The 13,071-nt window shown below is 71.8% G+C and carries 10 protein-coding genes; all 10 read right to left on the reverse strand.

Features of this window, described 5'->3' with window-relative positions:
- Nucleotides 1-7 precede the first annotated feature (7 nt).
- The 10 genes from ACIBTU_RS18605 to hpnC all read right to left on the reverse strand — a co-directional run bounded on the left by ACIBTU_RS18605 (nucleotide 8) and on the right by hpnC (nucleotide 12,769).
- Nucleotides 8-1,393 (reverse strand): aspartate aminotransferase family protein, encoded by a 1,386-nt coding sequence (locus ACIBTU_RS18605; protein ID WP_399127318.1) that lies wholly within the window; start codon nucleotides 1,391-1,393, stop codon nucleotides 8-10.
- Entirely contained in the window at nucleotides 1,390-3,279 is a 1,890-nt protein-coding gene (gene dxs / locus ACIBTU_RS18610; RefSeq protein ID WP_399127319.1) for a 1-deoxy-D-xylulose-5-phosphate synthase, read from the reverse strand. Before dxs ends, ACIBTU_RS18605 begins: the two co-directional genes overlap by 4 nt.
- Before the next feature lie 33 nt (nucleotides 3,280-3,312).
- Nucleotides 3,313-4,479, reverse strand: coding sequence for a flavodoxin-dependent (E)-4-hydroxy-3-methylbut-2-enyl-diphosphate synthase (gene ispG / locus ACIBTU_RS18615; protein WP_399127320.1), 1,167 nt, complete (start codon nucleotides 4,477-4,479; stop codon nucleotides 3,313-3,315).
- A 7-nt stretch (nucleotides 4,480-4,486) separates the two neighbouring features.
- Nucleotides 4,487-5,509, reverse strand: coding sequence for an adenosyl-hopene transferase HpnH (hpnH, locus tag ACIBTU_RS18620; protein WP_399127321.1), 1,023 nt, complete (start codon nucleotides 5,507-5,509; stop codon nucleotides 4,487-4,489).
- A 5-nt stretch (nucleotides 5,510-5,514) separates the two neighbouring features.
- A complete protein-coding gene (locus ACIBTU_RS18625) occupies nucleotides 5,515-6,174 on the reverse strand; it encodes a 1-hydroxy-2-methyl-2-butenyl 4-diphosphate reductase (protein ID WP_399127322.1) in 660 nt (219 codons plus the stop codon).
- Nucleotides 6,174-8,180: a squalene--hopene cyclase gene (gene shc, locus ACIBTU_RS18630; RefSeq protein WP_399127323.1), complete on the reverse strand. Its 2,007-nt coding sequence runs from the start codon at nucleotides 8,178-8,180 to the stop codon at nucleotides 6,174-6,176. The genes ACIBTU_RS18625 and shc overlap by 1 nt, the downstream gene beginning before the upstream one ends.
- 102 nt (nucleotides 8,181-8,282) lie before the next feature.
- Nucleotides 8,283-9,350, reverse strand: a complete 1,068-nt coding sequence (locus ACIBTU_RS18635; RefSeq protein ID WP_399127324.1) for a polyprenyl synthetase family protein — start codon at nucleotides 9,348-9,350, stop codon at nucleotides 8,283-8,285.
- Between the two features lie 53 nt (nucleotides 9,351-9,403).
- Nucleotides 9,404-10,792, reverse strand: a complete 1,389-nt coding sequence (gene hpnE / locus ACIBTU_RS18640; RefSeq protein WP_399127325.1) for a hydroxysqualene dehydroxylase HpnE — start codon at nucleotides 10,790-10,792, stop codon at nucleotides 9,404-9,406.
- 118 nt (nucleotides 10,793-10,910) lie between these two features.
- A complete protein-coding gene (gene hpnD / locus ACIBTU_RS18645) occupies nucleotides 10,911-11,861 on the reverse strand; it encodes a presqualene diphosphate synthase HpnD (RefSeq protein ID WP_399127326.1) in 951 nt (316 codons plus the stop codon).
- Nucleotides 11,858-12,769 (reverse strand): squalene synthase HpnC, encoded by a 912-nt coding sequence (hpnC, locus tag ACIBTU_RS18650; RefSeq protein ID WP_399127327.1) that lies wholly within the window; start codon nucleotides 12,767-12,769, stop codon nucleotides 11,858-11,860. Before hpnC ends, hpnD begins: the two co-directional genes overlap by 4 nt.
- Nucleotides 12,770-13,071: the final 302 nt, after the last annotated feature.

The raw sequence follows: 13,071 nt of genomic DNA on the forward strand, positions 1-13,071 counted from the left end.
CCTCCCGTCACCGGTTCGCGACCGCCTGCTTGATGAGCGTCTTGCTGAAGTCCCACATCAGCCCGCCCCCGCTGTGCGCGTCGTCCATGACGGCGGTGAACGCCTCGACAAAGCGCTCGACGTCCGCCTCGTCGATCACCAGCGGCGGGATCAGCTTGATGACCTCCAGATGGTCCCCGGAGACCTGGGTGAGAATCCGGTGCTTCTGGAGCAGCGGCACCACGACCATCTGCGCGAACAGGCCCTTGCGGGCCGCCTGCAGCATCGTCCAACGGCTGCGCAGCTTCAGGGACTTGGGCCGGCCGAACTCGATGCCGATCATCAGGCCGCGCCCGCGCACGTCGCTGAGCAGCTCGTAGCGGTCGATCAGCGCGGTGAGCCGCGAGGACAGCAGGTCGCCCATGGCGCGGGCGTTCGCGACGATCTGGTCGTCCTCCATGACGGACAGGACGGCGAGCCCGGCGGCCATGGCCTGCGCGTTGGAGCCGAAGCTCGCCGAGTGGACGAGCACCCGGTCCATGGACGAGTAGACCTTCTTGAAGATCCAGTCCTTGCCGAGCGTCGCGCCGACCGGCACATAGCCGCCAGACAGCGCCTTCGCGACACACACGAGGTCCGGCTCGACCCCGTCCTCGTGCTGGTACGCGTAGAAGTCGCCGGTGCGGCCGAGGCCGGTCTGCACCTCGTCGGCGACGAGCAGCGCCTTGTGCCGGTGCAGGAGGTCCTGGGCGGCGCGCAGATAGCCGGGCGGCGCCGCGTGCACACCCTTGCCCTGGATCGGCTCGACGATCAGGGCCGCGACGTCCCCCTTCTTCAACTCCCGGGCCAGGGCGTCGAGATCGCCGAGCGGGACCGCCGTGTCGGGCAGCAGCGGGGCGAACCCGTCGCGGAAGCCGTCCTCGCCGTTGACCGAGAGGGAGCCCGTCGTCAGGCCGTGGAAGGCGTGCGCGCAGTACAGGATCCGCGGCCTGCCGGTGGCGTACCGGGCGAACTTGAGGGCGGTCTCCACGGCCTCGGTGCCGCTGTTGCCGAAGAACACCCGGTCCAGGTGCGGGCTGTGCGCGATCAGCTTCTCGGCGAGCAGACCCGGCAGCGGCTGGCAGTCGAACCGGGTGAGGTCGGCGAGCGAGGCGTCGAGCACGTCGTGCAGCGCCTTGCGGACCACCGGGTGGTGGCGGCCGAGGCCCATGACGCCGAACCCCGCGAGCATGTCCAGGTAGTCGTGGCCCTCGGCGTCCCAGAAGTGCGCGCCCTCGGCCCGCTCGTAGACCTTGTCGAAGCCGATGGTGTGGAGCATCCTCGGCAGCTGGTGGTTGAGGTACCTGGCGTGCAGCTCGTACCGTTCGGCGCCGCGCTCGGCGAGCAGCGTACCGAGGTCGAACTCCTTGCTCATACGTCGTTCTCCTTGCCGGCCGTGAGGCCGAGACTCGTACCGATCCGGCCCGCGATCTCGACGGGCGTCAGACCGATGTCGGCCAGTACCTCGGCGCGTTTGGCGTGGGCGAGGAACTGCTCGGGGATGCCGAAGCGCCGCACCGGCACGTCGACCTCCGCGTCGGCGAGCGCGAGCGTGACGGCCGCGCCGACGCCGGCCGTGCGGCTGTTGTCCTCGACGACGGCGACCAGGTCGTGCTCCGCGGCCAGCGGGGCGAGATCGGGGTCGACGGGCTTGACCCAGCGCGGGTCCACGACGGTGCAGCCGACGCCGCGCGCCCGCAGCAGATCGGCCGTCTGGAGGCAGACCGGTGCCATGACACCCACAGAGACGAGCAGCACGCGCGCGTGCGTGTCCCGGCTCAGGACGTCGAGGCCGCCGATCCGGTCGACGGCGGGCACCGACGGACCGACGGACTCCTTCGGGAAGCGCAGCACGGTCGGCGCGTCGTCCACGGCGACCGCCTCGCGCAGCTGGGCCCGCAACTGGTCGGCGTCGCGCGGCGCGGCGATCCTGAGTCCGGGCACGACCTGCAGCATGGACATGTCCCACATGCCGTTGTGCGAGGGTCCGTCCACTCCGGTGACGCCGGCCCGGTCGAGCACGAAGGTCACCCCGCACTTGTGCAGGGCCACGTCCATGAGGACCTGGTCGAAGGCCCGGTTGAGGAAGGTCGCGTAGACGGCGACGACGGGGTGCAGTCCGCCGGTGGCGAGCCCGGCGGCCGAGACGGCGGCGTGCTGCTCGGCGATGCCCACGTCCCACACCCGGTCGGGGAACTGCTCGGCGAACTTCGTCAGGCCGACGGGGTGCAGCATCGCCGCCGTGATCGCGACGACGTCCTCGCGCTCCTTGCCGATCCGGGCGATCTCGTCGCCGAACACCGAGGTCCAGGACGGGCCGCCGGACGGGGTGAGGGGTTCGCAGGTCAGCGGGTCCATGACGCCGACGGTGTGGAAGCGGTCGGCCTCGTCGGCGAGCGCCGGCTCGTAGCCGCGGCCCTTCTCGGTGAGGCAGTGCACGAGGACGGGGCCGTGGAAGCGCTTCGCGCGGCGCAGCGCGGACTCGACGGCGCCCACGTCGTGCCCGTCGATCGGCCCCACGTACTTCAGACCCAGGTCCTCGAACATGCCCTGCGGCGCGAACGCGTCCTTGAAGCCCTTCTTCGCGCCGTGCAGCGACTCGTACACGGTGTGCCCGACGACGGGCGTGCGAAGGAGCACGTCCTTGCCCCAGGCCAGGACCTTCTCGTACGAGTCGGTGGTCCGCAGGGTCGCCAGGTGGTTCGCGAGACCGCCGATGGTGGGCGCGTAGGAGCGCTCGTTGTCGTTGACGACGATGATCAGCGGGCGGTCCTTGGCGGCGGCGATGTTGTTCAGCGCCTCCCAGGCCATGCCGCCGGTCAGCGCGCCGTCCCCGATGACGGCGACGACGTGCCCGTGCTCGCCCTGCACCTGCCGGGCCTTGGCGAGGCCGTCGGCCCAGCCGAGCGCGGTCGAGGCGTGCGAGTTCTCGACGATGTCGTGCTCGGACTCCTCACGGGACGGGTAGCCGGACAGGCCGCCCTTGCCGCGCAGCTTCGAGAAGTCCTTGCGGCCCGTAAGGATCTTGTGGACGTAGCTCTGGTGCCCGGTGTCCCACACGATCTTGTCGACCGGCGACTCGAAGACCCGGTGCAGGGCGACGGTCAGCTCCACCACGCCCAGATTGGGTCCCAGATGGCCGCCGGTTCTCGCCACCGCGTGGATCAGGAACTCCCTGATCTCCGCGGCCAGTTCGTCGAGTTCCTCCTCGCTCAGCGCCTTCAGGTCACGCGGTCCCCTGATGTTCTCCAGAATCGCCACGCTCGAGCCCCCTTCCCGTCCGTACTCACGACCTCAGCTCACGGTGACGTCGGGCGGGCCCGACGCGACGCCGTCCTTCTCCATCTGTTCGGCGATCTTCATCGCCTCGTCGATGAGCGTCTCGACGATCTGCGACTCGGGGACCGTCCGGACGACCTCGCCCTTGACGAAGATCTGGCCCTTGCCGTTGCCGGACGCGACACCCAGGTCCGCCTCGCGCGCCTCGCCCGGCCCGTTCACGACGCAGCCCATGACGGCCACCCGCAGGGGTACCTCCATGCCGTCGAGCCCGGCGGTCACCTCGTCGGCGAGCTTGTACACGTCGACCTGGGCGCGGCCGCAGGAGGGGCAGGAGACGATCTCCAGGCGGCGCGGACGCAGCCCGAGCGACTCCAGGATCTGGCTGCCGACCTTGATCTCCTCTACCGGCGGCGCGCTCAGCGAGACCCGGACGGTGTCGCCGATGCCCTCGCTCAGCAGCGCGCCGAACGCGACGGCCGACTTGATCGTGCCCTGGAACGCCGGTCCGGCCTCGGTGACGCCGAGGTGGAGCGGGTAGTCGCACTTCTCGGCGAGCAGCCGGTAGGCGTTGACCATGACGACCGGGTCGTTGTGCTTGACCGAGATCTTGAGGTCGCGGAAGCCGTGCTCCTCGAAGAGGGACGCCTCCCACAGCGCCGACTCGACGAGCGCCTCCGGGGTCGCCCTGCCGTACTTCTGGAGCAGGCGCGGGTCCAGGGAGCCCGCGTTCACCCCGATCCGGATCGGCGTGCCGGCCTCCGAGGCGGCGCGGGCGATCTGCTTGACCTGGTCGTCGAACTTCTTGATGTTGCCGGGGTTGACGCGGACCGCCGCGCATCCGGCGTCGATCGCGGCGAACACGTACTTCGGCTGGAAGTGGATGTCCGCGATCACGGGGATCTGCGACTTGCGCGCGATGGTCGCGAGCGCGTCCGCGTCGTCCTGCGTGGGGCACGCCACGCGCACGATCTGACAGCCGGCCGCGGTCAGTTCGGCGATCTGCTGCAGCGTGGCCCCCACGTCCGAGGTCCGCGTCGTCGTCATCGACTGCACGGACACGGGCGCGCCGCCTCCCACGGCCACCGGCCCGACCTGGATCCGGCGGCTGAGGCGCCGCTCGGCGACCGGGCGGGCCGGTACCTCGGGAAGGCCCAGTGAGACAGGCTCTCCGGTGCTCACGGCGCCGTCACCCACGGTTCCCGGCGACGGTCTCGGTCATCGCGCGCAGGGACTCCTTCAGGGAGCCCATGGTCGCGAGGACCGCGGTCGGCTCGTAGCCGCAGTGCGCCATGCAGTTGGCGCAGCGCGGGTCCTTGCCGCGCCCGTACGCGTCCCAGTCGGTCTCCTCGATGAGCTCGCGGTACGTGGGGACGTAGCCGTCGCTCATCAGGTAGCAGGGCCTCTGCCAGCCGAACAGGGAGTAGTTCGGGATCGCCCACGCGGTGCACGGGAAGTCGACCTTGCCCTCGAGGAAGTCGAGGAACAGGGGCGAGTGGTTGAGCCGCCAGCGGCGCCGGTTGCCGCCCGCGAAGGCCTTCTTGAACAGCTCGCGGGTCTGTGCGACGCCGAGGAAGTGCTCCTGGTCGGGAGCCTTCTCGTAGGCGTAGGCGGGCGAGATCATCATCTCGTCGACCTTGAGGTCGTCGTTGAGGAAGTTGAGCACCTCGATGATGGTCTGCGGGGTGTCCGTGTTGAAGAAGGTCGAGTTCGTCGTGACCCGGAAGCCGCGCCGCTTGGCCTCCTTGATCGCCGCGACGGCCTCGTCGAAGACGCCCTCCTTGGCGACGGACTCGTCGTGGCGCTCCCGGAGCCCGTCGATGTGCACTGCGAACGCGAAGTAGGGCGACGGCGTGAACTTGTCCATCTTCTTGCGCAGCAGCATCGCGTTGGTGCACAGGAACACGTACTTCTTCTTGGCCACCAACTGACGCACGATCTCATCGATCTGAGGGTGCATCAGCGGTTCGCCGCCGGCGATCGAGACCATCGGCGCACCGGACTCCAGGACCGCGCCGACGGCCTGCGCGACCGGCATGCGCTGCTTGAGCACACCGGCCGGGTGCTGGATCTTGCCGCAGCCCTCGCACTTGAGGTTGCACGCGAAGAGGGGTTCCAGCTCGACGATGAGCGGGAACTTGTCCCGCTTGCGGATCTTCTGTTCAGCGAGATACGTCGCAACCTTGATGGACTGACGGATCGGCATGGCCATCTGGCTCACCTCCGGGGGAGCAGCAAAGAACGGTGCCATTCGAAAAAAGCGGGAAGGACGGCACGAAGGACACGGAAAGCCGATAGTCCACCGCGAAGCGTGCCGATCCGGACGAGTTCATGTTCTGGAGAGTCCACGACCACCCGGACGGCCGCAACCGGGCGGCCCTGCGCGGGCCCGGTCGCGGCCGCCGTGCGCAGCGTGGCCGCGGACTCCATGTCGACGGCGATCGCGCCGGTGGCCAGCAGATCGCCGCGCTCGGGACCGCGCACCACATGGTCGGAGCCGATCAGCGGCCCTGTGTGCACGGTCCGCCCGGGCACGGCCCTGACCAGCTCTTTCACCAGCAGCTCCGTGCCCACACAGGGCGTGCTGCCGTACGTGTCCCGGGTCTCCTCGGCGACGACGAGATCGCCGGGGTGCATCCCGGGGGCGAGGCCCGCGCAGAAGCCGGTGGCGAGCACGACGGCCTCGTGCAGGACCGGGTCGGCGAGCGCCCGGCCGGTGGCGCGCTCGGCCGCCCGGGGGCCCATGCCGGTGCGCAGGACCGTGGCCGGGATCCGGGCGCCGCCGGTGCGCAGGGCGAGGTGCTCGATGCCCAGCGCGCAGGCGATGAGCAGCGGCGCGGTGTCCGGCGGGCGGGCGGCCGCCGGGTGCTCGGTCATCAGCTCCCCTCGGCCGGGGCCGCGACGCGGTCCGTGAACGGTTCGCCGTTGACGTACCGGCCCAGCGCGGTCAGCGGGAAGACCTGCCGGTACAGGTGGTAGTTGATGGAGAAGTCCCAGGGGAAGCCGGTGCCGGTGAAGTACGGCTCGTCCCAGGTGCCGTCCTCGGTCTGGGTGTCGGCGAGGAAGGCGACGCCGCGCTCGACGGCCTTGGAGTCCCGCTCGCCGGCCGCGAGGAGCGCGAGGAGCGCCCAGCCGGTCTGCGAGGCGGTGGAGACGCCGCGCCCCTTCCAGTCCTCGTAGCGGTAGGAGCGCAGGTCCTCGCCCCAGCCGCCGTCGTCGTTCTGCACGGATTCCAGCCAGGCGACCGCGCGGCGGATCGCGGGGTGCGCGGTGGGCAGACCCGCGGCGACGAGGGCGGGCACGACGGACCCGGTGCCGTAGACGTAGTTGACGCCCCAGCGGCCGAACCAGGCGCCGTTCGCCTCCTGTTCGGCGAGAAGCCACTGGATGCCGCGGCGGGTGCGCGGGTCCTGCGTGTGGCCCTCGACGGCGAGCATCTCGACGACGTGCGCGGTGACGTCGGCGGACGGCGGGTCGATGACCTCGCCGAAGTCGCAGAACGGCAGCCGGTTGGGGAACGGGCTGGTGTTGTCGACGTCGAAGGCGCCCCAGGCGCCGTTCTTCGACTGCATGCCCAGGTTCCAGCGCACGCCGCGCCCGATCGCCTTCTCCATGCGCGGCCGGTCGGGGTGGTTCACCCGGCGCAGGGCGAGGACGACCTCGGCGGTGTCGTCGATGTCAGGGTAGTTGTCGTTGTGGAACTCGAACGCCCAGCCGCCCGGCTCCAGTTGAGGCCTGCGCACCGACCAGTCGCCGGGCCGGTCGATCTGCTCGTCGAGCATCCAGTCGGCGGCCTTGACGAGCGCCGGGTGGTCGGCGGGCAGTCCGGCGTCGGCGAGCGCGATGGTCGCGAGACAGGTGTCCCACACGGGCGACTGGCAGGCCTCGATCATCCGGGCCCCGTCCTCGCGCCACACCGCGAACCGGTCCAGGGACTCGAGGCCGGCCTTGAGCACCGGGTGGTCGAGGTCGTAGCCGAGCAGGTGCAGGGCGATGACCGAGTAGACGGCCGGGGGCTGGATGCCGCCCCAGCAGCCGTCGTTCTCCTGGCGCTCGATGATCCAGCGGGCCGCCGTGTTCATCGCGGCCTTGCGCAGCGGCTTGAGGGCCACCTTCCGGTAGCCGTGCATGAGCTGGTCGAGCCGCTGGAAGGCGCCGTCCCAACTCGCCACGGGGGCCAGGGGCTTGGCCGGGTTCGGACGGCGGGGGTCGGTGTGCAGCTCGTCGAGCGGGAAGGGCGCCGGCCGCACCGGACGCTTGGCCGACACGACGGTGAGCGGCACGATGGTCTGGCGGGCCCAGCAGCCGAAGTCGTAGATGTTGAGCGGCATCCACTTCGGGAAGTAGATGAGCTCGGGCGGCAGTTCGGGCAGGTCGTCCCACTTCCACCAGCCGAACAGGGCCAGCCAGATGCGGGTGAAGACGCGGGCGGCCGCGATGCCGCCGCGCTCGCGGACCCATGCGGAGGCCCGCGCCATGTGCGGGGCGTCCGGTTCGTCGCCCGCGAGGCGCAGGGCCACGTACGCCTCGACGGTGGCGGACAGGTCGCCGGGCCCGCCGTGGAAGGTGGCCCAGGCGCCGTCCTCGCGCTGCTCGCCGCGGATGAAGAGGGCGGCGGCGTCAGTGGTGGCCTGGTCGCGGATGCCCAGGAACTGGCGCAGCAGCAGGTCCTCGGCGTCCATCGTCACGTTGGTGTCGAGGTCGCCCTTCCACCAGCCCTGCTCGTCCTGCCGGGCGAGCAGGAACTCGGTGGCACGCTGTATGGCTCGTCCGGCGGCGGCCCGTGCCCCGGCCGCGTCGGGCGTCGCCCCCGCGGGGGCGGTGGTGGCCGCGGTCGCCTCGGGAGCGGGTGCTCCGGTGCTTCCGTCGGTCGTCGCTGTCATGGCTATCCCTTCACGCAGTGGAGCTGAATGCTGGGTAACCGTCGGCCGATGCCCCGGTGGAACACCGGCCGGCGACTGCGAGCTATATGGAGCCGATGGCGATCATCTCTTCCGGACGACGACGAAGTCGGCGAGCACGGCGAACTGCGCGCGCACCGAGGCGGGCATCTGGACCGTGTCCAGGGCTTCGAGGGCGACGGCGTGCTGGCGCCGGGCCTCCTCGGCGGTCCACTCGCGCCCGCCGGCCTCCTCGATGAGGGCGGCGCGGGCGGCGAAGTCCGCCTCCGTGAAGGTGTCGAAGTCGACGTTCTTGGCGTCGGCGGCGAGGATCTCGCCGAGCCGCTCGGAGGCCGGACCGCCGGCGCCGAGCGCGGCGACGACGGGCAGCGACTTCTTGCGCTGACGCAGGTCGCTCCAGGTCTGCTTGCCGGTCGAGTCGGGGTCGCCCCAGATGCCGAGCAGGTCGTCGACGGCCTGGAAGGCGAGACCCAGGTGGTAGCCGTACTTCTCCAGGGCGTCGGCGGTGGCGTCATCGGCGCCGCCGAGGACCGCGCCGATGGAGGAGGCGCAGGCGAGGAGGGCGCCCGTCTTGTTGCCCTCCATCTCCAGGCACTCCTCGACGGTGACCCGCTCGCGGTGCTCGTAGCTGATGTCCTGTGCCTGGCCGTCGATCAGCGCGCGGCTCGCGGTGGTGAGGCGGCGGGTGGCGCGGCCCGCGTCGACGCTCTCCAGCTCGAGGAGCACCTCGTTGGCCAGCGCGAACAGGGCGTCGCCGACCAGGATCGCCTGGGCCGGGCCGTGCACCTTCCACACGGTGTCGCGGTGGCGGCGCTGCTCGTCGCCGTCCATCAGGTCGTCGTGCAGCAGTGAGAAGTTGTGGACCAGTTCCACGGCGACGGCGCCGGGGACGCCGACCTCGGGGGCGGCTCCGGCGGCCTGCGCCGAGAGCACGGCGAGCGCCGGGCGCACGGCCTTGCCTCCGTCCCCGTCGGACGGGTTGCCCGCGGCGTCGATCCACCCGAAGTGGTAGGCGGCGACGGTGTCCATGGGCGGGGCGAGGCGCTCGACGGCCGCCTTGAGCACCGGCGTGGCCAGCGTTCGGCCGCGCTCCAGAAGCGCGGTCACGTCCACCGCGTCGGCAGCCGCTTCGGCCGAGGGCACAGGTGGCACAGTCTCTCCTTGTTGTACGGGTGTCGGCGCTTGCGCCGTGGGAAGTTCGATGCTCACGCCGCCTCCCGGAACAGATGGCCGCGGGGGCGGTCGAGGGCGGCGAGGGCCACGTCGGCGGCGCTGACACCGCTGCGCACCGCGCCTTCCATGGTCGCGGGCCACCCGGTGGCGGTCCACGCGCCGGCCAGGTACAGGCCGGGGGCCTTGGTGCGGGCCGACGGCCGGAGTGCGCCGACGCCGGGCGTGGGCGCGAACGTGGCGGTCCGCTCCCGGGTCACGAAGAAGTCGTGGATCTTGGCACCGCGCGCGGCGGGCAGCAGCCGCTCCAGCTCGGGCAGGTAGCGCTCGCGCAGTACGGCGACGGGTTCGTCGATCTCGTCCTGGGCCGCGGACTGCGAGATCGCGAGGTACTGGCCCTCGGTGAGCCCGGAGGCCTCGGTGCGGTCGAACACCCACTGCACGGGCGAGCCGAGCGCGGTGAAGAAGGGCTGCTTGAGCACCTTGCGGCCGTAGACGACGTGCAGGTTGAGGATCGGGGCGGTGCCGATGTCGAGCAGCCGCTCCGGGGCGTCGAGCGCGCCCTCGGGCAGCAGGTCGTGGGCCTCGCGCTGGGGCACGGCGAGCACGACGGTGTCGGCGCTGAGGACCTCGCCCGAGGCGTCCGGTCCTTCGGCGACGTCGACCGCCCACCGTCCGTCCTGCGTGCGGGAGACGGAGCTGACGCGGGTCCGGAGCGCGATGCGCACGCCGGCGGCGTCGAGCGCCTTGCGGGCCAGGGTGTCGTGGAGTTCGCCGAGGGGCACGTGCGCCCAGCCGATGTCGGCGGCGCCGTTCTCGGACAGCAGCCCGGTCTTGAAGACCATCGCGGCGAGGCCGAGCGAGGACTGACCCGCCACCGCGTTCAGGGTCGCGACGCCGACGAGGTCCCAGAGCGCCTCGACGGCCCGCGGCGACTGGCCGTGCGCGGCGAGCCAGGACCCGAAGTCCTGGGTGTCGAGCGCCGGGTCCAGCGGGTCGAGGGCCTTGAGGGCGAGCGCGGCGCGGCCCACCTTGGCCCGCTCGGCCAGGGACAGGTGCGGGTACGTGGCGAGGCTCTTCGCGAGATGCAGCGGCACGGGCAGCCCGGAGCGGCGCAGCCGGCCGAGGCGGCCCCGGTCGGCGTCGAGCACGGGGACGTCGAGCCGGTCCTGCAGCGGTGCGAGCGCCGTGGCGTCGATGCGGTCGAGGAACCAGCGGTAGGCGGTGCAGCAGCGCAGGTACACGTGCTGTCCGTTGTCGACGGTGAGGTCGCCGCGCTTGAAGGAGAAGGCGAGCCCGCCGAGCCGGGGGCGCCCTTCGAGGAGCGTGACGTCCATGCCGCCGTCGGCGAGGGCCAGCGCGGCGGTGACTCCGGCGAGGCCGCCTCCGACGACGACCGCGCTCCGCCTCTGCGTCTCGCTCATGCGCCCTCCCCCTCGTGGCGAGCCGTCGCCTGGTGGGACGCCGGGCCGCGGTGGAGGGTTGCGCGCCGCTTGCGGGTGGCGCCGGGGGCCGGACGGGTGCCGGGTCGCGGAGTGCTCATCAGGCGCGCCCCCGCAGTGCGGCGCGCGAGACGGTTCTCGCGTCGAGTCCGGACAGGCCGCGCACGGCGACGTACGCCTTCTCCCGGCCGGGCAGGGAGACGCGGCCGCGCAGCACGCCCTCGGGGTCGCGCTCGATGCGGTCGAGCAGGCGGCGGTAGATGCCCGCCATCGCGGCGACGCAGGCGCCGGAGCGGCGGTCGAGCAGGGGCAGCAGCCGGTAGCCCTCGGCGAACAGGGCGCGGGCGCGCCGCACCTCGAAGTGGACGAGGCCCGCGAAGTCCGAGCCGGGCGGCGGGGTGGGCCCGTCGAACCCGGCGGAGCAGCCGAACTTGGCGAGGTCGTCGGCGGGCAGGTAGGTGCGCCCATCGGCGGCGTCCTCGCGCACGTCCCGGAGGATGTTGGTGAGCTGGAGCGCGAGACCGAGCGTGTCGGCGTACTCGGGCGCCCGCTCGGCGCCACGCGCCCCCGGTTCGGTGCCGAACACGCCGAGCGAGACCCGGCCGATGGCCCCGGCGACGCACCGGCAGTAGACCTTGAGGTCGTCCCAGGTCTCGTACGTCTGGCCGTTCAGGTCCATGACGACGCCGTCGATGAGCTCGTCGAGCCCGCCGAGCGGGATCGGGAAGCGGTCGGCGGCGTGCGCGAGCGCGACGGCCACCGGGTCGGTGTCGTCCTCGGCGACCTCGCCGTCGCGGATCCGGGCGAGCAGGGCCCGGGTCTCGTCGAGCCGGTGCGCCTTCACGTCGGGCGCCAGCGTGCCGTCGCCGATGTCGTCGACGCGGCGCGAGAACGCGTACACGGCGGACATGGCACGGCGCTTCGCGGACGGCAGCAGTCGGATGCCGTAGGCGAAGTTACGGGCCTGCTGGCCCGTGACGGTCTCGCAGTAGCTGTATGCGGCGAGCACCGGTGCCGACATCTGCTGGTCAGACTCCACGGCCTTGCTCACCCCTCTCCTCGCAGAGTCGCTCCCGCCTCGCGCAGCAGGCGGAGTCGATTGGGCCTGGGCGGTCCGGGAAGGACGTCGTACGAAGCGTCGGTGATCGCGTGCACCGCCGCCTTCCCCCCGGCCACGAACCCGGCCAGCAGCAGCTTCAGCCTGCCGGGGACGCTACCCACCAGGGGGGTGCCTTCATTCAGCAGCTCACGGGCGCGTTCCGCCTCGTACGCGACCAGGGCGCGCACCGATGCGCCGGCGCTCGGCGCCGCGAGATCCGCCTCCTGGACGCGGAACCGTCGCATGTCCTCGGCCGGCAGGTAGATCCGGTCGCGGCCGAGGTCCTCGGCGACGTCCTGCAGGTGCTCGACGATCTGCAGCCCGGTGCAGACGGCGTCGGACCTGCGGATGCGCTCGGGGGTCGCGGTGCCGGTGATGGCGAGCACGAGCCGGCCCACCGGGTTCGCGGACAGCTCGCAGTAGGCGAGCAGGTCGTCCCAGGTCTCGTAGCGGGTGACGAGCTGGTCCTGACGGTTGGCCCGCACGAGGCCGAGGAAGGGTTCGGGGGTGAGGGAGCGGCGCCGGACCGTGGGCTGCAGGGCGCGCAGCAGGGGGTGGCGCGGGGTCCCGTCGAAGACGCGCGCGAGGTCGGCCTCGAAGGCGTCGAGCAGCGGCAGCGGGTCGTGCGCCTTTTCGGGTGGCACGCCGAGGTACCGGGCGTCGGCGCCGCCGGGGTCGAGGTCTCCGTCGCCGATGTCGTCGACCAGGCGCGCGAAGCCGTAGACGGCCATCAGGTCGTCGCGCCAGGCGCGGGGCAGGAAGAAGGGGGCCACCGGAAAGTTCTCGTCGGCGGCCTTGGCGAGCGTGGCGTCCTGCGGGGCCTGCACGGCTTCCGGGCGCACGCGAGGGGATGCGGTCACCGGGTGCGGCCCGCTTCCGCGAGGACGGCGAGAGCCTCGTGGAGCTGGACAGTTTCCGTAGCCATTGCCGTCACATCTCCCGTTCTACACTGCGGACCCAATACATCCTATTTCGGACACGCCGCCCGGCCTCCCGCACGGCGAGCTCTCCCCCTCCGGTCCGGCGTGCCGCGTATTATCGCCCCACTTGCCGCGATTCGGCACCGGTACAGCTTACGTTGTACAACGCGACGTGCCACGCCGGGGCATACCGCGCATCACAACAACACACCGATCGGGGCCAAGATTCCTCCGGGGCAGGG

Origin of the sequence: Streptomyces sp. NPDC050145 (assembly GCF_044460245.1) — a bacterium.
In the GTDB taxonomy this organism is placed as follows: domain Bacteria; phylum Actinomycetota; class Actinomycetes; order Streptomycetales; family Streptomycetaceae; genus Streptomyces.